Source organism: Phaeobacter sp. JH20_29 (assembly GCF_048056175.1).
In the GTDB taxonomy this organism is placed as follows: Bacteria; Pseudomonadota; Alphaproteobacteria; order Rhodobacterales; family Rhodobacteraceae; genus Phaeobacter; species Phaeobacter bryozoorum.
Map to the genome: position 1 here is coordinate 265309 of NZ_JAYMWO010000005.1, position 20439 is coordinate 285747.

Genomic DNA, 20439 nt, shown 5'->3' on the forward strand with positions numbered 1-20439 from the left:
TACAACACAGGTTATCTTTCTGATTGTTGCGGGTCATATAGCAGCTTGACCCCTTTGTTGAAAACCATATGTACCGGCCCGCCCTCGGTTTTTGTATCTATCTGCATGGCGCCTGCGGTCAGATCGCCCATCGCGCCACTGGCCTGAACGGGTCCTGGGCTGTCCGCCTGCACGCCATTGAGAGCGGCGTTTAATTCCTGCGTGATGACCCGCAAACCGTCGCTCGACAGGATTTCAACATCGCCGCGAAAGTTTGCCATATTCTTATCCGGGCGCAAGGCGCCTGTGTCCGAACTCAGCAGGAAGCGGCCGCCACTGGTCATCCTGATCTCGGCTTCGAGGTTCACTGCGGTTGCTGGCGCGTCTGGGCCACCCGGGCGAGCCAGGGCGGCGGTTACCATGATTTCATCACCCTGCGCGGTGGTTCCCGAAAAGAACGGCGCGGTGATCTGCTGTCCGCGGGTGCGATCCTTCAGATCTTCTTGGGCGAAGGGGATCACCGCATCTGTTTCGACGCCGCGTGAAATCAGGAACATGGTCGACATCAGCGCCAGGGCCATCAGCGGCAGCAAGACCTTCAGATAGGCCACAAGGCGGGAATAGCCATCCATGGTTCGCCGCGTCCCCCCTCAGCCAAGCCCGACGCGCAGGCAATCGTGGATATGCAGCAGTCCGACGGCCTTTGCCGTCTCTGCATCGGGATCGACGACAAACAGGCAGGTAATCTTGCGGTCATTCATGATTGCGACGGCTTCTTCCGCAAGCGAGCCGGGAGCAATGGTGGTCGGGTTGTGAGTCATGACATCGGCGGCGGATTTTTCCAGCAGCCCGTCCATATGCCGCCGCAAATCGCCATCGGTTATGATGCCCTGCAGCACACCGCCCGCATCAGTGACACCAGCAACGCCAAATCCTTTCTGGCTGATTTCGATCAGCGCATCGGGCATTGGGGTTTCGGTGCTGACCAGCGGCAAGGCCGCCCCGTCGTGCATCAGGTCGTCAACCTTCGACAGTCGTGCGCCCAGCTTGCCACCGGGGTGGAAGGCGCGGAAATTTTCGGGTCGGAAATCCCTGTGCTTCATCAAGGCGATGGCCAGCGCATCGCCCATCGCCAGAGTGAGCGTCGTCGAAATCGAGGGCACCATGCCAAAACCGCAGGCCTCGCCCATGGCGGGGATTTGCAGATGCACATCGGCCTCTTTCATCAGGGTGCTGTCCATCCGGCTGGACAGTCCGATCAGCGGGATGCCAAAGCGACGCGTGAACGAAAGCAGATTTGCCAGCTCAGGCGCTTCACCAGAGTTGGAAATCGCCAGCACCACATCACCTTTGGACAGCATGCCGAGGTCGCCGTGGCTGGCTTCGGCGGGGTGGACGAAATAAGCGGGCGTCCCGGTAGATGCCAGGGTCGCGGCGATCTTGTGCCCGATATGACCGGATTTACCGATACCGCTGACGATGATCCGCCCTTCGGCCTGAAGCACGAGGTCTACGGCCTCGGCAAAACGTTCATCCAGACTGTCCGCCAGCGCATCCAGAGCACGGGCTTCGTCGGTGATCACCTGTCGCGCGGTGGCGAGGAATGTCTCTGCGCTGCTCATGAGTGTGCAAAGATATCGGTTTCGGGCCAGCCGGCGAGATCCAGCTTGGCACGCATCGGCAGAAAATCGAAACAGGCCTGCGCCATTTCGCTGCGACCTTCCCGATCCAGACGCTTGTCCAGCGCCGCGCGCAGCCGGTGCAGATACAGGACATCGGACGCGGCATAGTCGAGCTGCGCATCGGTCAGTTGCGGCGCCCCCCAGTCGCTCATCTGCTGTTGCTTGGAAATATCGACACCGATCAGGTCCTGAGTCAGGTTCTTCAACCCGTGGCGATCCGTGTAAGTGCGGACCAGGCGGCTGGCAATCTTGGTGCAATACACCGGTGCCGCCAGCACTCCAAACGCGTGATACATGGCCGCAATATCAAAGCGGCCGAAATGGAACAGTTTCAGCACGTTGGGATCCTTGAGCATCCGGCAGAGATTGGGGGCTTCGGACTGCCCCTTGGAGACCTGCACGATATGCGCATTGCCGTCACCGCCTGACATCTGAATAACGCAAAGCCGGTCCCGATGCGGGTTGAGACCCATCGTCTCGCAGTCGATCGCAACGACTGGCCCGAGATCAAGCCCGTCGGGCAGGTCGTTCTGGTAAAGGTGATTGGCCAAGAGACGCGATCCTTTGTCTGGCAGGTACAACGGGTTTGGCCCCGAGATAGGGGTTTCGGCAGGCAAACTCAACTCTGGCACCGGCAATTGGCTCCGCTTTGGCGTGGAGCAGGTCCAATGCAACAGGGGGTCTGGCAGATATCTGCGGTCTTTTGATTGATCGCGGCTATAGATCGGCCACCGATATTAAGTCGGGCGATCCTGCCGCGATGATCTTTTGCCGGTGGTGGTATGGTGCCGCTGAAGGGACTCGAACCCCCGACCCCATCATTACGAATGACGTGCTCTACCATCTGAGCTACAGCGGCGACCAGCGCGGGTCAGGGCCCGCAGCGGTCTGTGCGGCGCGCTTTAGCATTGGCGCGCCGCTTGGAAAAGATCTATTTCGCGCCTTGGAATTTCCCCTTGGGCTCTTCGGAAGCGTCGGATGCTGGGCTGTCTGGATCCGGTACCGCCGCCGGATCGTCACTTTCCAGCAATTCGACCTCGGGGATGTCACTTGTATCAGGTCCGGCGGCCCCTTCCGGCGTGCCTGTGATCAAGGGCAGCACCTGCGCACCAGTGGCGCCGACAATCTCGGGGGCCTCGGGGCGGCGCCAGCTAAGTGTGTCGAAGCTAGAACAGTTTTCACAGACCGGCGCCCATTCCGCGTGGATATGATTGCAGGTATCACAGACCCACTGTGGTCCGCGTGGCGCATTCAACGCCCGTGCCAGCCAGCCTTGGATTACCGCGTCCGAGGCACCCTCGCCCTTCTCGATGGCCGCCATCAAGGTCAGCGCCCGTGCATCGGGATTTCGTTCGACCAAATCGCCCAGCGCACGACGGGCCTCTGGAAAATCCTCGGCGACGATATGCAGCTCGGCCATCACCAGCCGGGTTTCATCATGCTGCGGCGCCAGCCGCGACAGTTGAGCAAAGCGTTTCACCCGCTCCGCCGCGGTTTCATTCGGCTCGACCTCGGCAAAGGCATGTGCCAGATCCGGGTGCGGCTGCGCTTCCCAGGCTTTTTTGAGAACCCGGATGGCGTAGCGCTTCTTGTCGCGCGCCAGATAGGCACGGGCCGCCATGGCCGCCGCGGGGACCAGATCCGGCGAAAGCCGGTTGGCCTCGATCGCCTGTTCCTGCTGTTCGACGGTCGCCCCGTCTTCGACAATCGCGCGAGAGGCGGACAGGGCCAGCACCGCATCGCGGCGCTTGTAGACGTCACGCGGCAGGGTGCCGGTCTTCAACTTCGTCGTTAGCGTCTTGCGCGCACCAGCCCAATCCTGCGCCCGCGCCTGAAGTGTCAGCAGCGTATCCTGCACCTCTTCATGTTTGGGCCGCAGAGCAAGCGCCTTCTCGGCCAGTTGACGCGCCGTATCGGTATCCCCTTCGGAGAGCTTCTGTTTCATGATGCCGCGCACCCCGACAAAGCGAGTGGACTGGTTGCTCACCAGCCGCTTATAGGCCTCCGCTGCCTTCTTGGTGTCGCCTGCCAGTTCCGCAGCCTGCGCTGTCAGCAGGTCCGTCAGCTCCGGCTTTTCAAGATATTTCTCCGCGCGCGCAGCCTTGGCCATTGCCAACCGCCCTTCGCCAGAAGCCAGCGCCATCAACCCGTCGGATAGCGCCTGATAGCCCTTGCGCTCGCGCCCCTTGTCGAAATAGCGCGAAATCGCGGTTTCATCGCCATTAAGGAACCGTAGCGTCGCCAGAAGAAGTGAGAGAAGTTTGAATGCAACCCAAACGGCAAAAACCAGAACTGCAAGCGCAATGACCGACTGCAATGCGCTCAGGGTGTATTCGGTGCCGGCGACCGTGATCTGAACGCCGCCAGCGGTTTCCGTCAGCAATGTGGCACCAAAGGCGAGCACCGCCACGATGGCGACGAAAACGAGAATCTTCAACAATGACCAGAGCATGGCAGCTTCCTTATTTGGCGTTCAGGCTTTGGGCCAGTTCATTCACGGCAGCAACCGCCGAGAGGCGCGCGCGTGCAGCAGCCTGCCAATCAGCGAGCGGCGCAAGCGCGGTTTCGGGCAGGGCCTCAAGTTCCATCAGTGCGTCCTGCAGATTGCCATTCTGGACAGCCGCCTCGGCACGGGACAGAACGGCATCAGGATCATCCCCTTCGCGCGGTGCGACCGAACGTGCCCCAAGCTGACGCCGCATATAGGCGGCGATACCGCCGGTTCCCTTGGCTTCCTGACGTGCCGCAGCCAGCGCCTCACGTGCAGCCGGGGCAAACCCATCGCGCAGGCTGGAGCGGGTACTGACGCCAGCCTCTGCAGAGCCTGCCAGCGCCTCTGGCGGCGTCACACCAACCGCCCGCAGCTCATCCAGCAGACCGCTGAAGCTTGTCCCCGCATCAAGCGCCGAGCGCAGCCGCGCGACAATTGTTTGCGCACTGGCGATTCGGGCGGCCTCGGCGCTGGCTGCATCCATTGCACGCGCCTCATCGACCATTTTTTCGACCTCGGCCCGCTGTGCAGCCAAGCTGTCCTGGAGCTTGTTCAGTTCCGCCTCAAAGGCAGCAACAGCCTCTGGGCTAGCCGCGTCCGTGATCGGACGGCTTTCCAGCGCATCAACGCGGATCGCCAGACTATCCAGCGCGTCCGCGAGACCGGTATCACCTGCGGCGGTCACTCCGGATTTCAGCGCGGCCACCTCCTGCTTCAGCGTATCCAGCTGTTCCGCCAGCGGTGCAATATTCAGATCGGCAGCGGTGGCGGCAATCCGGTCTTCCAGCTCGGAAATCCTTGTGTTCAGGCGCTCCTGAAGCTCCTCCAGAGCCGTGGCATCGACCGAAGGGGCGGTGCGCCACGACGGGGGCAGGAAGCCGTCCAGCACATTCGACTGCCCGGCCACAAACCCAAGCCCAGCCGCCACGACCCCTCCCAGAACCGCTGCGCCAAAACCGCCGCGTCTCTCTACGATACGCTCAACCTCGGGCGCCGGTGGGGTGAAGGGGGGCAGATCATCTGCACTGCGCTCCGTAGCGGCGGTCTCCGCAGTCGAGGCTTCGGCCAGCTCGGCAGTTTCTGCCTGCTGCGGGTCAAGTTGATCGCGCTGATCATCAGAGACAGCTCCGGTTTCAGCATTTACCGGCTCGCTTGGCTGCACGTCTTCGGCCTCTGAATCCACCTCGGATTTGGTGTCCTCAGCTTGCGTCGCTTCGACCAGCTCGGACGGATCGTCGCCAGCTGCGGTTTCGTCGATGTCCAGCTTGGAGACAGACGTCTGGCCCCTCTCGGCCCGCATCTCATCGGATGTTTTCTTGTCAGCCACGCCGACATCCCCCTCGATTCTAAAAATCTCATAACATCAACTCGGCAATAAACTTACTGTGCCGATGGTCCACCCTCAACCCGCGCCAGACCAGCTGCGGCATCACGCACCAATGCGCACATATCCTTCGCCGTTGGAGATTTACATATCTGTAAGTCTTTGCATTTCAATACGTTCAAAGGCTCGGCCACTGCTTTGCTGAAGGCGATCAGATGGAGCTCTGCGCGATATGGTGCCAATTTGACGAATTGCAGCGCAGTCCGCGGTGAAAAAAGCGGCACGATCAGCGAGGCTTGCGCATCCAGCGCCGCACGGGCCTGATCGTCGTAGCGCAGCAGAACCTGATCGTAGATCACATGTTCCTGGCAGTTGATACCCGCCTGACAAAGCCGCTTTGCGATATCACCGCGACTGTGGACACCGCGAAGATGAACGAGTGGGGTTTCGGGTGATAACTCTGTCACCGTCCGGACCAGCTGATCGGCATCCTGCCCGCAGCATTTCGCCTGCCACCCTTTTGCTCTGGCGACGTCGGTCGTGCGGTCTCCGATACAATAGGCCCGCTGATCTGACTGAGGCTTAGGGGCAAACCGGACTGCATTGGCGGAAGAAAAAACCACATCCCTAGTATAGAGATTGGTTGCGGGCGAAGTCAGTTGCACATCAACGGGCCGCGCATCAAGCAATGGTGCGTAGATCACCTGCATCGTCGAGCGGGTGGATGCCGGAAGATCCGCAACGAACCGTTCCGCCGCCGCGCGGGGGCGTGTCATCAATAGGCCGACCATCACACGCCCCTCGGGATTGTTCGCCACTGCCATAGGTGGTAGCCCCAGCGGGGATATGATGCAACGGTAACGCCATGACACGAGACCTCACCCTGCTGGGATTGGAAAGCAGCTGCGATGATACGGCGGCAGCGGTAGTGCGCCATCCGGGACACGGCCCGGCGGAGGTGCTGTCTTCCATCGTTTTCGGCCAGACCGAGCTTCACAGTGCCTTTGGAGGCGTTGTACCGGAGATCGCGGCCCGCGCTCATGCTGAAAAACTTGATCATTGCGTTCGTGATGCGCTGGCTGCCGCCGACCTGAGATTGTCGGATATGGATGCCATCGCGGTCACCGCAGGTCCCGGGCTGATTGGCGGCGTCATCTCCGGGGTCATGTGCGCAAAGGGGTTGGCCGCCGCGAGCGGGCTGCCGCTGATTGGCGTGAACCATCTTGCCGGTCATGCGCTGACTCCACGGCTGACCGATGCGGTCCCTTACCCCTATCTGATGCTTCTGGTGTCCGGCGGCCATTGTCAGTACCTGATCGTTCGTGGGCCTGCCGATTTCAGACGGCTTGGCGGCACCATTGACGACGCTCCGGGTGAGGCTTTCGATAAAACCGCCCGCCTTCTGGGTCTGCCGCAACCGGGTGGCCCATCCGTACAGGCTGAGGCGGAGACCGGTGATCCTCGTCGTTTCCGCTTCCCCCGCCCTTTGCTGGATCGTCCAGATTGTAACCTGTCCTTCTCCGGCCTCAAGACGGCGCTGATGCGGATGCGCGATCAGGTTATGGCCGAAAAAGGCGGTCTGACACGTCAGGATCGGGCCGATCTCTGCGCCGGATTTCAGGCAGCTGTCACCGATGTTCTGGCCGAGAAGACGCGCCGGGCGATCCGGCTCTACCTCGAGGAGATCCCCGACACGCGCACGGTTGCCGTTGCCGGAGGTGTCGCGGCCAATACCTCCATTAGAGCCGCGTTAGAGACAGTTTGTGCCGAGTTCGACGCCCGGTTCGTAGCCCCGCCGCTGGCACTTTGTACCGACAATGCCGCGATGATTGCCTATGCCGGACTGGAACGGTTTCGCAATGGCGAGCGCGACGGCATGGACCTTGCCGCGCGACCACGCTGGCCACTGGACCAAAGCAGCCCTGCCATGTTGGGCAGCGGCAAGAAAGGAGCAAAGGCATGAGTGTTTCCGTGCTCGGATCCGGTGCCTTTGGCACTGCTCTGGCGATATCGCTGGTAGCCAACGGGCCGGTCACCCTCTGGGCGCGCGACGCCGACCAGGCGCTGCAGATGCAGGAAACCCGCCGCAACAGTCGGCGCCTGCCAGATGCTGCGCTGCCGGACAAGCTGACGGTGACAGACGATCTGGAACGCGCCGCACAGGCCGAAACGGTGCTGCTTGCGGTGCCAATGCAGACGCTGCGCGGGTTCATAACCGCTCACGCCGCTTTGCTGCGCGACCGCAGGCTTGTGGCCTGCTGCAAAGGGATGGAGCTCAAAACCGGGCTTGGTCCATTGGCGGTGATCCGTGACTGCCTGCCCGAGGCCCGAACGGCGTTGCTGACCGGCCCCAGTTTCGCCGCTGACATCGCACGGGGCCTGCCAACGGCCCTTACGCTGGCCTGTGGCAACGCAGAGACCGGGAGGGAATTACAACAACAGCTGACCACCAAGACCCTACGGCTCTATCGCACCACAGATACGATTGGCGCAGAGATTGGCGGTGCGCTGAAAAATGTTATCGCAATTGCCTGCGGCGCCGTGATTGGTGCCGGTCTGGGCGATAGCGCCCGCGCCGCGCTGATGACCCGGGGATATGCCGAGATGCAGCGTATGGCGCTGGCCACAGGGGCCCGCCCCGAGACACTGGCCGGTCTCTCCGGTTTTGGCGATCTGACGCTCACATGCAGCTCTGATCTGTCGCGAAACTACCGCCTGGGGCTTGCCATCGGCCGCGGCGAGGCTTTCGATCCAAATATCACAGTCGAAGGCGCCGCCACGGCACGCGCGGTCCATGCCGCGGCCACGGCGCGGCAACTGGACATGCCTATCACCGCTATCGTCGTCGCCCTGCTCGATCAGCGCTTGACGATTGCCGATGCCACCGCTCAACTGCTTTCAAGACCACTAAAAGAGGAATGACATGCTGATTGCCCTGATCGCGCGCGATAAACCTGATCATTTGCAGACCCGGATGGACAACCGTGCCGCGCATCTGGCCTATATCGAGGAGACCGGCGTTGTTGCGCAGGCGGGACCGCTACTGGATCAAGACGGCGGCATGGTCGGCTCGCTGATCATCCTTGATGTCGAGGACATGGCTGCGGGCCAGGCTTGGGCGGATAGCGACCCCTATGCAAAGGCCGGACTGTTTGAAGCGGTTGAGCTGATCACCTGGAAAAAGGTCGTCGGCTGATGGCCTATTGGCTGTTCAAATCCGAACCCTCCACCTGGGGCTGGGCTGATCAGCTAGCCAAAGGTGACGCGGGTGAGGAGTGGGACGGCGTCCGCAACTACCAGGCGCGCAACTTCATGCGCGACATGGAAATCGGCGACCTCGGGTTCTTTTATCACTCGATGAAGGAGAAATCTGTGGTCGGGATCGTCGAAATCTGTGCCGAGGCCCACCCAGACAGCACCACGGATGACCCGCGCTGGGAATGCGTCAATATCAAAGCGGTGCGCAGCTTCTCTAAACCGGTGACACTTGATCAGATAAAAGCCGATCCGCGGCTTGAAAACATGGTTCTGGTCAAGAACTCCCGCCTCTCGGTACAACCTGTCACCGCTGAAGAATGGGCCCATATCTGCGCGTTGGGGGAGACAGATCCCGGTTGATCTGACAGAATTCTCAGGCTGGCGCTAGTATCAGGGAGAGTGCAATGGAAATACTGAATGTTATCGCAGCCGCGATTGCCGGCTTTGTTCTGGGCGCGGTCTGGTATGGCGTGCTGGCTGAGCCTTGGATGCAGGCGGCAAAGGTGCCTCGCGATGAAAACGGCAAACCGACAGGTGGGCAAACACCGGCGGTTTTTGTTGCTACCTTTGTGCTTCAGCTCATTGTTGCGGGCATGATGCGCCATGTCTTTGCCCTGTCGGGGATTGATACCGTGGGCGGTGGCCTCGTCGGCGGGCTGGGCGTAGGGCTGTTTTTCATCACCCCATGGATCATGATCAATAACCTCTACGCTGTCAGACCGCTGCGCCTGTCAATGATTGATGGCGGCTACGCTACGCTGGCCTGCGGTGCGATTGGTATCGTGCTGACGTTGTTCTGACGCCCTTCGCTGGCGAAACGCTATGCACAAAAAAGGGAAGATCCGATCATATGACAGGATCTTCCCTTTCACCCCACGTGCTCCAATTCCACCACACGTGTTCGTAAATCTGTGATCCTGGCCATCCTGACCGGTATCTAGAAGATAGGCCGACCAGCGGTGATTCCGCAAAGGCAATACAGGTAAAATGCAATACATGTACAACCGGGGCATGTTCCGTGTCGCCGTGATGTCGGTTAATCCCGGTGTCTCCACGAACCAATGACAGAACGACTTAGAAGAAGCCGCCCCACCATACATCATGATATACGAAAAGCGCCCGCCGGGGGCTTCCGACGGGCGATCCTCAGCGGTCTTCAGGCAATCTGATCAGCCGTAGACGGATTCTTTTCCGAAGTGCTTGGTCAGCATATAGTAGACGACTGCGCGGTATTTGTTCCGCTCAGACTTCCCGTAGGTCTCGATCACGCTATCGATTGCAGACATCAGCTCGGGCCCATCGGACAGGCCCAATTTCTTGATCAGGAAGTTATTTTTGACGGTCTCCAGCTCTGCCGGCTGGCTGGAGGCTACGGTGGATGCGTCGGCGTCATAGATGGCCGGACCACAGCCGATGGTGACCTTGGTGAGCAGGTCCATATCCGGATCCATGCCACATTTGGTTTTCAGATCACTTGCATATTGCTCGATCAGATCGTCGCGTTTTCCCAAAACTCTCTCTCCCATGTTACTCAGCGGAACTACTGGTATCGCCAGGCACTGCGCCTGATCAGTTCTTATTCCAGCAGCTTAGTCGCAGAACGGAACAGGGCAACCGGGAATTTCGGCGGTAACCTCTCATTTCTGTGCGAAACGACGAACAATCGCCGAACACGACAGAAATGGCGCCCCTCGGATGAGGGGCGCCAAAGCCATCTCACAACACCTCAATCAGGTGCCGATTCAATGTGGCAGAGTCGCGTTATACGCGGTCACCGATGAGACGATCATCCTGCAGCGGCTTGATCATGTTTTCGTCGATCTCCGGCATCGAGCGCAGAGCCGCCTCGGTACGTGTGCTCAGCTTCAGCTGACCGTTGCGGGTGAAATCCATGTCGGACAACGGCACGGCAACGGTGTATTCATTCAGGCCAAGGAAACCGCCGACGCCGATCACACCTGCGATCTTACCGTCCTGTTCGATCACATAGTCGATCTCACCGACATTCTCGCCGGTCGCGGAGAAGACGTTTTTGCCGACCAGATCAGCGACGGTCATCTCATCCAGTGGCGGCAGAGGTTCACCAGCGGCATCCGAGGCATCATATTCCCCGCGCGGGATGGTGGTGGAAGCGTCAGAGCTTACATTGACGTTTTCATCGCCATCCGCCGGAGTTTGGCCGTTCACGGTCTCAACGCCGCTATCTACCTTGTATTCACCACGCGGAACGGTGGTGCCTTCGGTGGTGTCGAGCGACACGCTGCCGGTTGTTTCCTGGCCACCAACAGTTTCGATCTGGGTGTCGGCCTTGCTTTCGCCACGCGGCACCGAGGTGCCAGCCTGCGCAATACCAGCGCCAGCCATCAGGGCAGCAGCAGTCACACCAGCAAGAATACGGGTTTTGGTTTTCAGTTCGGTCATGTCGTTTTCTCCTTCGTTTGAAGTACGGAAATCAAACGTCATGCCGCTCGAATACGTTCCCGGATTTTTCCGGAATCTCGACATTAAATTATTGGAACTTTTGAGCGCGAAACAACGTTGTCGCGCGCGGTGCGTGCTAGGTCAGACCTATTAAAAGGCAAATAAAAATCAGTTACATAAAAGAAAACACCCCACCGAAGGCGGGGTGTTCTGTACGTTTACTTCATTCCGAAAATCAGAAGGAAGATAGGATCAGTAGCGATAGTGCTCAGGCTTGAACGGGCCCTCGGGTTTGACGCCGATATAGGCCGCTTGTTCGGGGGCCAGTTTCGACAGTTTCACACCGATCCGGTCCAGGTGCAGACGAGCAACTTTTTCGTCCAGGTGCTTGGGCAGGATGTAGACATCGTTCTTGTAGGCCTCACCACGGGTCCACAGCTCGATCTGCGCCAGCACCTGGTTGGTGAAGGAGGCCGACATCACGAAAGACGGGTGGCCCGTCGCGTTGCCAAGGTTCAAGAGGCGGCCTTCGGAGAGCAGGATCAGACGGTTGCCCGAGGGCATCTCGATCATGTCGACCTGTTCCTTGATGTTGGTCCACTTGTGGTTTTTGAGGTTGGCGACCTGGATCTCGTTGTCGAAGTGGCCAATATTGCCAACAATCGCCATATCCTTCATCTCGCGCATATGCTCGATGCGGATGACATCCTTGTTGCCGGTGGTGGTGATGAAGATGTCGGCGCTGTCCACTACATCTTCCAGCAGGACCACTTCGAAACCGTCCATCGCGGCCTGCAGGGCGCAGATCGGGTCCACTTCGGTGACCTTAACCCGGGCACCGGCGCCGCGCAGGGAGGCAGCTGAGCCCTTGCCCACATCGCCGTAACCGCAAACTACGGCGACCTTGCCTGCCATCATCGTATCGGTGGCACGACGGATACCATCGACCAGCGATTCCTTGCAGCCGTATTTGTTGTCGAACTTCGACTTGGTGACCGAATCGTTCACGTTGATCGCCGGGAAGGGCAGCTGCCCTTCTTTCACCAGCTCGTAAAGACGGTGAACGCCGGTGGTGGTTTCCTCGGAAACGCCTTTGATCGCCTCACGGGTTTTGGTGAACCAGCCCGGGCTTTCGGCCATACGCTTTTTGATCTGGTTGAAGATCGCTTCTTCCTCTTCGGAGGTCGGAACTTCGATCAGATTGGTTTCGCCAGCCTCTACGCGCGCGCCAAGCAGCACGTAAAGCGTTGCATCGCCACCATCATCCAGAATGAGGTTTGCGCCTTCAGGGAACTGGAACGAGCGATCCAGATAATCCCAATGTTCTACAAGGGTCTGGCCCTTGATCGCAAAGACAGGCGTGCCGCCTGCCGCGATTGCGGCCGCAGCGTGGTCCTGGGTCGAGAAGATGTTGCAGGAGGCCCAGCGCACATCCGCGCCCAGCGCCACCAGCGTTTCGATCAGAACCGCAGTCTGGATGGTCATGTGAAGCGACCCGACAATCCGGGCCCCTTTCAGCGGCTTGCTGTCGCCATATTCGTCACGCAGGGCCATCAGCCCCGGCATTTCGGTCTCAGCGATGTCGAGTTCCTTGCGGCCAAACTCGGCCAGCGCGATGTCCTTGACGATATAATCCCCGGCCATTGCGTGCTCCATTCCGGTTACATTTTGTCTACCGCAGCAGGTAACACCGCAATGGTTTATAAGCAACGAAGATGCCCGAAAGCGCCGGGGCGCAGCGACCGGAGGTCGTGCGCCCCGACCTTCCCAACGGTCCGGGGGGACAGGTCAGCTGGGGGTGCCTTGCGGCCTGGGGTCTTCCGTCAATTGAAAAAACCCGGTGCCGGAGGCCACCACACAGCTCAACCCGTTGGGATGGGAAACCAGCACGGTGAAAGTGCCGGTTGTTGCTGAAGCCCAGAATTCGATCACGGTGGAAACGGGCTGGCTGGCTTGCAGCCCGCCAGCAGTCAACCGCTCGGCGTATGAGGATTGCAAACGATCCACCAGGTGATCGCGGGGACTGCAGCCAGCGGCAAGCACCGGCGGCGCAGTCGCAAGCATCCCAAAGATAAGCGAGGTGCAGGCAAGACGTTTAAACATGACAATCTCCTTTCGCATGTGCCAAAGCGACGAAAGAGGCTTGCCAAGGGGGCAAGAGCCCCTGTCGTACCTATAAATATGGGGCCAGAACCGGCCGGTATCAAATCCCGGCCGGTCAACTGTTCGTGGTGTCCATGTGTGCTCAGCAGGTGATCCTGCCACCACATAGGCTCGAGAACACCGTTGGCGGCCTGCCTTAGGCGCCGTGCCGGCAATTGCGCTGCACGCACTCACCGGCTAGTCAGAACCCACCGCCAAAGGAAGAGACTGACCATGCCCCCCAAACCTCCGCGCGCCTGGCAAAGGATGCTCTCCGGTCGCCGCCTTGACCTGCTTGATCCGACTCCGGTCGATGTCGAAATCGAGGATATTGCCCATGGGCTGGCCTTTGTGGCGCGCTGGAATGGCCAGACCATTGGTGATTTTGCCTATTCCGTGGCAGAGCATTCGCTTCTGGTGGAGACGATCTACGGTCGCCTGAACACGAAGGCGCCGGTGCGATGGAAGCTGGCGGCCCTGCTGCACGACGCGCCGGAATATGTCATCGGAGACATGATTTCGCCAGTAAAGAATGCCGTTGGCCCAAGTTACGGCGAATTGGACCAGCGGTTGACGACGGCGATTCATATCCGCTTTGGTCTGCCTGCCGTATTACCTAAAACGGTCAAGGCCCAGATCAAGAAAGCAGATCGGATCAGCGCCTGGATGGAAGCAATCGAGATCGCCGGATTTTCCCGCAGCGAAGCCGACCGCCTGTTTGGAAAGCCGGATCAAGCGCTTATGGAAGGGCTTTCCATCCGCCTGCGACCACCAGTCGAGGTCCGCAAAGATTACATCACCCGGCACGCCGATCTTTTGGCACTGCTCTGATCCCAAGAAAAAGCCTCTCCCGATCTGGAGAGGCTTTCGCTTCACTTGGGGCTGCGTTTGGCGAGAATTCGCTGCAGCGTGCGCCGGTGCATGTTCAGCCGTCGCGCGGTTTCCGATACATTCCGGTCGCATAGTTCATAGACCCGCTGAATATGCTCCCACCGCACACGATCCGCACTCATTGGATTTTCCGGCGGCGGCGGCAGCTCTTCTTCATTGGCGAGCAGCGCGTTCATGATGTCCGACGCATCAGCAGGTTTTGACAGGTAATCCGTCGCACCAATCTTCACCGCTGCAACGGCTGTCGCAATGGCACCATATCCAGTCAGAACAACCACTCGGCTGTCGGGGCGGCGCTCTCGCAGGATCTCCACCACATCAAGCCCGTTGCCGTCCTCTAGCCGCAGATCGACCACCGCAAAGGCTGGAGGGCGGGCTGTGGCTATGGCGCTGCCTGCTGCGACAGATCCTGCTGTCTCCACCTCAAAGCCACGTTTTTCCATGGCCTTGGCCAAGCGCCGCAGAAAGGGCTCGTCATCATCGACCAGCAAGAGCGTCTTGTCCGGTCCTATTTCCTGCATAGCAGCTTCGCCCATGCTGTCGGTCTCCCCCGCAATGTTATCAGGTCGTGAGGCTTGATATTACGTCTCGCCTCCGAAACGTCAAACCTTCATCAGGATTACAGGTTTTCCAGAAAGCAGCCGACCTTGTCAGCAACCTGTTCCGGTGTCTCGTCACGGCGAAAGAACTCCACAAATCCCTGCTCGGGCAAAACCAGATAGGAAAAGGTCGAGTGATCAACAAGATAGTAGTCTTCGTCGCCGTCATGTTTCTTGTAGTAGGTCTTGTAGGCGCGGCTGGCGGCCTTAACCTGTTCGTGTGATCCCGTCAGACCAATCATCCGTTCATGCAGATTGGCGGCAAAATCACCCACCACCTCAGGTGTGTCGCGATCCGGGTCGATGGAGATGAACACCGGTGTCACGTCCTGTCCACGCTCATCCAGCAGATCGATGACCTCGGCATTGCGGGCAACATCCAGAGGGCAGACATCAGGGCAAAACGTATAGCCGAAATAGACCAGCGACGGCTTGGTGATCACATCCTTATCCGTCACCGTCTCACCCTTGGCGTTCAGCAGCTCAAACGGTCCGCCGATTGTATCGGACCCTCCTGCGATCTGACTGGCGCGGCATTCGGCGAAGTCATCACCCGCGCCGCCTCCGCGTGTGGCAAACCAGGCTCCCCCTACCAGGGCAGCAACAACAACGGCAGCAAGGATGGCATAGAGACGGGTCATGAGATCACACTTTGCGCAAGAATTAGATGGGTCATCAGGCTGCGCCAGACCTACCAAGAATCTCAGGCGATGCAACGGGCGGAGCGAAGCAGCCGCCGCGCATCGGCCAGAAGTGGTCCAGCGATCCTGCACGAGGGTCGACCTATCGCAGGCCTTACCCCAATGACCAGACGGACAAATCAGCGCAGCCGCGGGCGATCCCGGCGACAGTCACCGTATAAGGAGGCCATCGCCAAAGCAGATCAATTGTCTGTCTGCGCCAGGAATGCGAGGATACTGCGACAGTCTGGTTTCGTCTTGTTCCAGAGCAGGCCATATGTCAGCCAGATCCCGACCGGAGCCAAACAAAATGGCCCCATCCCCTCGGCACGGAGTGCGGTATGAGCGCGACAAATATTGACCTGCTGAGCGGGCAGGAACGGAGCCACTGGATTCGCCTGCGCACGTTGATCCTGCTGCGCTGGGTGGCGATAGCTGGTCAGGTCTCTGCCATCACCGTGGCACAGCAGCTCTATAATCTGCAGCTGGAGCTCGTGCTTTGCTATATCGCGATTGGTGTTTCGGTTCTGGGCAACCTCATTGCGATCATTCTGTTCCCGCAGAACAAACGCCTCTCGGAATTCGAGAACTTCCTGATGGTTCTCTTTGACCTCCTGCAGCTGAACTTCCTGCTCTATCTGACCGGTGGATTGAACAACCCCTTCGCGCTGCTGGTGCTGGGGCCGGTGACGATTTCCGCCTCGATGATGCGGCTGCGCTCGACCCTGATTATCGGTGCCACCGCGATCATCCTGGTAACACTGCTTGCGGAATTTCATCTGCCGCTGCGCACGCCGCAGGGGTTTGTGCTACGGGTGCCGGATATCTTTGTCTTTGGCAACTGGACTGCCATCGTGATCGCGGTCTTGTTCATTGGCGCCTATTCCTACCGGATTAGTGCAGAGATCCGCTCTATGTCGGATGCGCTGGCCGCGACCCAGATGGCCCTGTCGCGCGAACAGAAGCTTACCGATCTGGGCGGCGTTGTGGCCGCTGCGGCCCATGAGTTGGGCACACCGCTGGCCACGATCAAACTGGCCAGCGCAGAGTTGATCGACGAATTGGATGACTGGCCCGACCTGCGCGAAGATGCCGCTCTGATCCGTGAACAGGCGGACCGGTGTCGCGATATTCTCAGAGGCATGGGGCGCGCGGGCAAGGATGATCTGCATCTGCGCCAGGCCCCGCTTTCCACCGTGATAAACGAGGCGGCAGAACCGCATATGTACCGGGGCAAAACCGTGATCTTCGAGGAAGCCCCGGAAAGCGATGGCGATCCCCAGCATCCGACCATCCTGCGCCAGCCGGAAATCATTCACGGCCTGCGCAATCTCGTGCAGAACGCGGTGGATTTTGCCCGAACAACAGTCTGGATCGATGCCAGCTGGAACGATGAGACGATTACCCTGCGCATCAGCGACGATGGTCGGGGCTACCCGTCACATCTGCTGGGCCGGATCGGCGACCCCTTCGTGCGGCGGCGTCGTAGCGACAGCGACCGGCGCCAGCGTCCCGAGTATGAGGGCATGGGTCTGGGACTGTTCATCGCCAAGACATTGCTGGAACGCAGCGGCGCTCAGCTGATTTTCGCAAATGGATCCGATCCCAATCAGACCTTGACCCGTGATCCGGAACGTTGTGGCGCATTGGTGCAGGTCAGCTGGCCCCGAAGCAAGATTGACGCTCTGACGGGCGAAAATGCCGTTCCCATCGGGGAAAATAAACGTATAGAAATTTAACTATTCACTTTTAGGCAACCAATTAAACTTCATTTAACCATTATCGGGAAACATCGGTCGGGAGAGTAAAACACTTGTGGGTAACGGACATCATGCAGCAGATCCTATCGACCGACTGGCTTGTATTGGCAACGCTTTGTGCGGCTACGGCCGCAGCAGCTGTCTGGTGGCTGTCTCCGAACCCCAAACCCAAGGGCTTTGAGCAGGATCTGCTGCAGGGCGATGGGCGCTCTGATGCGGTGTTTCTCTTTGATGACACGACGCTGATCGGCTGGTCCTCCGGCGCGCGCCGGTTCGTGGGCGAACAGGCGGAGAGCTTCAGCTGGGCCAACCTGCGAGAACAATTGGCCCGCAGCTATCCGGGCCTGCCGCAGTCTCCCGGCTTTCTGAAGGATGTCGGACCGCTGGTGCTCTCGGGTACGGCAAATGCCGAAAGCCGCGAGGCGCTCTGCGAATGGATTGATGGTGTCACCCGGGTACAGCTTCGCAGCACGACATCCGAGGAGCATAATCACAGCATCGACCAGGAGCTTACGACCCTGCGTTCAGCCGTGCATCAGGCGCCCTACCCTGTCTGGCTGCAATCCGATGACGGTGCGGTTACCTGGTCCAATCTTGCCTATGACGATCTCAGCCAGAAGCTCCGTGGCCGCAACGTCGATTTCTCGGAACCGCTGTTCACCAATCTTGATGACCCGATGGCCAGCGGCAAACCTGAACGGATTTCGATCCCCATGCCCGAGAGCAAGAAGAAGCTCTGGTACAATATCTCGACCACCGAAACCGAAGCCGGCTGGTTGTGCCACGCGGTGGATGTGAATGCGGTTGTTGACGCCGAAATCGCCCAGCGCAACTTCGTCCAGACATTGGCAAAGACGTTTGCCCAGCTTTCTATCGGTCTTGCGATTTTTGACCGGAATCGTCAGCTGGTACTGTTCAATCCGGTGCTGATCGACCTGACCGCCCTGCCCGCCAATTTCCTCAGCTCGCGGCCGAATCTGCTGACCTTCTTTGACCGGCTGCGCGATCAACGCATGATGCCGGAACCCAAGAATTACTCCAGCTGGCGCCATCAGATGGCCGACCTTCTGGAAGCTGCGGCCGAGGGCCGCTATCAGGAAACATGGTCGCTGCCATCGGGGTCAGTCTACTCCGTCTCTGGCCGCCCGCACCCGGATGGGGCGATTGCCTTCCTGTTTGAGGATATCACCGCCGAGATCACCCTGACCCGCCAGTTCCGTTCCGAGCTTGAAATGGGTCAGTCGATCATGGACCAGATGGACGAAGCCATCGCCGTTTTTGCAAATGACGGTACCATGACCTTCTCCAACGCCGCCTATCACGATCTGTGGCAGATGGATCCCGACGGCAGCTTTGCCAAAATCACCATCATGGACTCCAGTCGGGTATGGCAGGACATGTGCGCCGCAACACCGGCCTGGGGAGAAGTTCGCGATTTCGTTGCAGGTAGCGACAGCCGCACCCCCTGGTGGGCAAACGTGCAGCTGCGCAACGGCACCCCGCTGATCTGCAAGGTGACCGCCATCCAGAACGGGGCAACCATGGTCAGCTTCCGCTCCCCGGACCCGGCACCGGCTCCGGTGGACCAACAGCGGTTTGCGATTACCAAGCAGGAAAAATAGCGCTGTAGGCAGCCCTTCGATCAGCAGGAAAGCCCGGTTCGATACCGGGCTTTTTCGATCCGGCTTGCAGCCTTGCGCGCGTGGCGGCATTGTCGCCCCATGACAACCCAGACGCTCGTAATCCCTCTCGCCTCACCCGACCACACCGCCGTGCTTGCCGCCCGTATTGGTGCCCAGCTGCAGGGTGGCGATTGCCTGCTGCTGGAAGGCGTCATCGGCGCCGGTAAAACCCATTTTGCCCGCAGCCTGATCCAATCTCAGATGATCGTGCCCGAGGATGTCCCCTCGCCCACATTCACTCTGGTTCAGACCTATGAGCTGCCCGGCGGAGAGCTGTGGCATGCCGATCTTTACCGTCTGTCAGCCCTCGATGAAATCGAAGAGCTGGGTCTGATTGCGGCTTTTGAAACAGCTATTTGCCTTATTGAATGGCCGGACCGCCTAGAGGAACTCACGCCAAGCGACGCGCTGCATGTTTCGTTGGCGCTGGACCCAGACCATGACGATGCCCGCACCGCCACCCTGCGATGGAGCGATCCGCGCTGGGACACCCTGATGAAGCAGATTTCCACATGACCGACCGAAACCATCTCATCTCAACCTTTCTGAGTGATACCCCCTGGCAGGACTGGACGCGCGAGCCGCTGGCCGGCGACGCGTCCAACCGGCGCTATGAACGGCTGCGCCATCACGATGGCACCTCTGTTGTGCTGATGGATGCCCCGCCTGATCAGGGCGAGGATGTTGCTCCATTTGTGGAGATTGCGACCTACCTGCGCGACCAGGGACTGAGCGCACCGGAGATTCTGGCCGAAGACCGCACAAACGGGTTCCTGATCATCGAAGATCTGGGCGATGCTCTCTTTGCGCGTGTGATGCGCGATGATCCGGCACAGGAACGCGCGCTATATGAGGCCGCTACCGATGTTCTGATCGCCCTGCATGACGCCCCGATGCCAGAGCTGGAGCCGCTGGGACCCAGACTGATGGCAGAACTCTCCGGCCTCGCGTTTGAAAAATACCGGGATGTGATCCGTGAGGAGACGTCGGCTGAGCATCTTGCCCGCTTCACCGACCAGTTCGAGGATATCCTGCGCCGCACGATCAAAGGTGACGTTGTTTTGGTTCAGCGGGACTATCACGCGGAAAACCTGATCTGGCTGCCCGAGCGCACCGGCGTCGCAAAAGTCGGATTGCTGGATTTCCAGGCCGCCCGTGCGGGTCATCGGGCCTATGATCTCGTGTCTCTGTTACAGGACGCCCGCAGAGATGTGCCTGCCGCCATCGAGATGCAGATGATGGATCGCTACGTCACCGCGACCGGTGTCGACGAAGGCAGCTTTCGCGCGGCGTATACCGTGCTGGGTGTGCAGCGAAATATGCGCATTCTGGGTGTTTTTGCGCGTTTGGGCAGGGATTATGGCAAACCGCAATACGTCGATCTGATCCCGCGTGTGTGGGATCATTTTCATCGGGGCCTCGACCACCCGGCAATGGCACCGCTGGCGGAGTTCCTGCATCGTGAAATGCCGGTGCCCACCCCTGAGGTCCTCGACCGGTTGCGCGGCTGATGGCAGACCCCAGATATCC

The 20439-nt window shown here is 59.6% G+C and carries 22 protein-coding genes and 1 tRNA gene; 10 read left to right on the forward strand and 13 right to left on the reverse strand.

The genetic code is table 11. The features are described from left to right. Positions 1-11: 11 nt before the first annotated feature. The 7 genes from lptC to VWZ85_RS04065 form a co-directional block, all read right to left on the reverse strand. Positions 12-611, reverse strand: a complete 600-nt coding sequence (lptC, locus tag VWZ85_RS04035) for an LPS export ABC transporter periplasmic protein LptC (protein WP_340547076.1) — start codon at positions 609-611, stop codon at positions 12-14. Between the two features lie 18 nt (positions 612-629). Next, positions 630-1601: a KpsF/GutQ family sugar-phosphate isomerase gene (locus VWZ85_RS04040; RefSeq protein WP_340547077.1), complete on the reverse strand. Its 972-nt coding sequence runs from the start codon at positions 1599-1601 to the stop codon at positions 630-632. Next, the gene (locus VWZ85_RS04045) at positions 1598-2212 is read right to left on the reverse strand and encodes a ribonuclease D (protein ID WP_416538485.1); all 615 of its coding nucleotides are present in this window, start codon (positions 2210-2212) and stop codon (positions 1598-1600) included. Before VWZ85_RS04045 ends, VWZ85_RS04040 begins: the two co-directional genes overlap by 4 nt. Before the next feature lie 232 nt (positions 2213-2444). Next, positions 2445-2520, reverse strand: a tRNA-Thr gene (locus VWZ85_RS04050). 72 nt (positions 2521-2592) lie between these two features. After that, positions 2593-4113 carry a heme biosynthesis protein HemY gene (locus VWZ85_RS04055; RefSeq protein ID WP_340547079.1) on the reverse strand — a complete coding sequence of 507 codons (1521 nt, stop codon included), beginning with the start codon at positions 4111-4113 and terminating at the stop codon, positions 2593-2595. Positions 4114-4123: 10 nt separating this feature from the next. Beyond that, positions 4124-5479, reverse strand: coding sequence for a hypothetical protein (locus tag VWZ85_RS04060; RefSeq protein ID WP_416587201.1), 1356 nt, complete (start codon positions 5477-5479; stop codon positions 4124-4126). A gap of 53 nt (positions 5480-5532) precedes the next feature. Continuing rightward, positions 5533-6252, reverse strand: coding sequence for a uroporphyrinogen-III synthase (locus tag VWZ85_RS04065; RefSeq protein WP_416587202.1), 720 nt, complete (start codon positions 6250-6252; stop codon positions 5533-5535). Positions 6253-6341: 89 nt separating this feature from the next. Here VWZ85_RS04065 and tsaD point away from each other — a divergent pair, with 89 nt between their 5' ends. Genes tsaD through VWZ85_RS04090 form a run of 5 tightly spaced genes read left to right on the forward strand, consistent with a single transcriptional unit; the run spans position 6342 to position 9534 of the window. Further along, a complete protein-coding gene (gene tsaD, locus VWZ85_RS04070; RefSeq protein WP_416587204.1) occupies positions 6342-7439 on the forward strand; it encodes a tRNA (adenosine(37)-N6)-threonylcarbamoyltransferase complex transferase subunit TsaD in 1098 nt (365 codons plus the stop codon). Beyond that, a complete protein-coding gene (locus VWZ85_RS04075) occupies positions 7436-8398 on the forward strand; it encodes an NAD(P)H-dependent glycerol-3-phosphate dehydrogenase (protein ID WP_416587206.1) in 963 nt (320 codons plus the stop codon). The genes tsaD and VWZ85_RS04075 overlap by 4 nt, the downstream gene beginning before the upstream one ends. A gap of 1 nt (position 8399) precedes the next feature. Then, positions 8400-8672, forward strand: a complete 273-nt coding sequence (locus VWZ85_RS04080) for a YciI family protein (RefSeq protein WP_340547084.1) — start codon at positions 8400-8402, stop codon at positions 8670-8672. Continuing rightward, positions 8672-9094, forward strand: coding sequence for an EVE domain-containing protein (locus VWZ85_RS04085; protein ID WP_340547085.1), 423 nt, complete (start codon positions 8672-8674; stop codon positions 9092-9094). The genes VWZ85_RS04080 and VWZ85_RS04085 overlap by 1 nt, the downstream gene beginning before the upstream one ends. Positions 9095-9138: 44 nt before the next feature. Continuing rightward, a complete protein-coding gene (locus VWZ85_RS04090) occupies positions 9139-9534 on the forward strand; it encodes a DUF1761 domain-containing protein (RefSeq protein ID WP_416539901.1) in 396 nt (131 codons plus the stop codon). 369 nt (positions 9535-9903) lie between these two features. Here the strand turns inward: VWZ85_RS04090 and VWZ85_RS04095 are convergent, their stop codons facing one another. The 4 genes from VWZ85_RS04095 to VWZ85_RS04110 form a co-directional block, all read right to left on the reverse strand. Next, entirely contained in the window at positions 9904-10245 is a 342-nt protein-coding gene (locus tag VWZ85_RS04095) for a DUF2853 family protein (protein WP_340547087.1), read from the reverse strand. A gap of 250 nt (positions 10246-10495) precedes the next feature. After that, positions 10496-11155: a PRC-barrel domain-containing protein gene (locus tag VWZ85_RS04100; RefSeq protein ID WP_416534366.1), complete on the reverse strand. Its 660-nt coding sequence runs from the start codon at positions 11153-11155 to the stop codon at positions 10496-10498. Between the two features lie 252 nt (positions 11156-11407). Next, positions 11408-12799, reverse strand: a complete 1392-nt coding sequence (gene ahcY, locus VWZ85_RS04105; RefSeq protein WP_340547089.1) for an adenosylhomocysteinase — start codon at positions 12797-12799, stop codon at positions 11408-11410. Positions 12800-12943: 144 nt separating this feature from the next. Then, a complete protein-coding gene (locus VWZ85_RS04110) occupies positions 12944-13258 on the reverse strand; it encodes a hypothetical protein (protein WP_340547090.1) in 315 nt (104 codons plus the stop codon). 273 nt (positions 13259-13531) lie between these two features. Between VWZ85_RS04110 and VWZ85_RS04115 the strand changes: the two genes are divergently transcribed. Further along, positions 13532-14128, forward strand: a complete 597-nt coding sequence (locus tag VWZ85_RS04115) for an HD family hydrolase (protein WP_340547091.1) — start codon at positions 13532-13534, stop codon at positions 14126-14128. 41 nt (positions 14129-14169) lie between these two features. Here the strand turns inward: VWZ85_RS04115 and VWZ85_RS04120 are convergent, their stop codons facing one another. Then, positions 14170-14724, reverse strand: a complete 555-nt coding sequence (locus tag VWZ85_RS04120; protein WP_014876423.1) for an ActR/PrrA/RegA family redox response regulator transcription factor — start codon at positions 14722-14724, stop codon at positions 14170-14172. 83 nt (positions 14725-14807) lie between these two features. Next, complete coding sequence (locus VWZ85_RS04125; protein WP_340547092.1) at positions 14808-15428, reverse strand: SCO family protein; 621 nt, start codon at positions 15426-15428, stop codon at positions 14808-14810. 380 nt (positions 15429-15808) lie between these two features. Between VWZ85_RS04125 and regB the strand changes: the two genes are divergently transcribed. The 4 genes from regB (at position 15809) to VWZ85_RS04145 (ending at position 20420) form a co-directional block, all read left to right on the forward strand. Beyond that, entirely contained in the window at positions 15809-17206 is a 1398-nt protein-coding gene (regB, locus tag VWZ85_RS04130) for a sensor histidine kinase RegB (RefSeq protein ID WP_416587208.1), read from the forward strand. 92 nt (positions 17207-17298) lie between these two features. Beyond that, on the forward strand, positions 17299-18849 hold the full coding sequence (locus tag VWZ85_RS04135) for a PAS-domain containing protein (RefSeq protein WP_340547094.1): 1551 nt from the start codon (positions 17299-17301) through the stop codon (positions 18847-18849). A gap of 99 nt (positions 18850-18948) precedes the next feature. Continuing rightward, complete coding sequence (gene tsaE, locus VWZ85_RS04140) at positions 18949-19425, forward strand: tRNA (adenosine(37)-N6)-threonylcarbamoyltransferase complex ATPase subunit type 1 TsaE (RefSeq protein WP_416587210.1); 477 nt, start codon at positions 18949-18951, stop codon at positions 19423-19425. Next, entirely contained in the window at positions 19422-20420 is a 999-nt protein-coding gene (locus VWZ85_RS04145) for an aminoglycoside phosphotransferase family protein (protein WP_416587212.1), read from the forward strand. Before tsaE ends, VWZ85_RS04145 begins: the two co-directional genes overlap by 4 nt. Positions 20421-20439 lie beyond the last annotated feature (19 nt).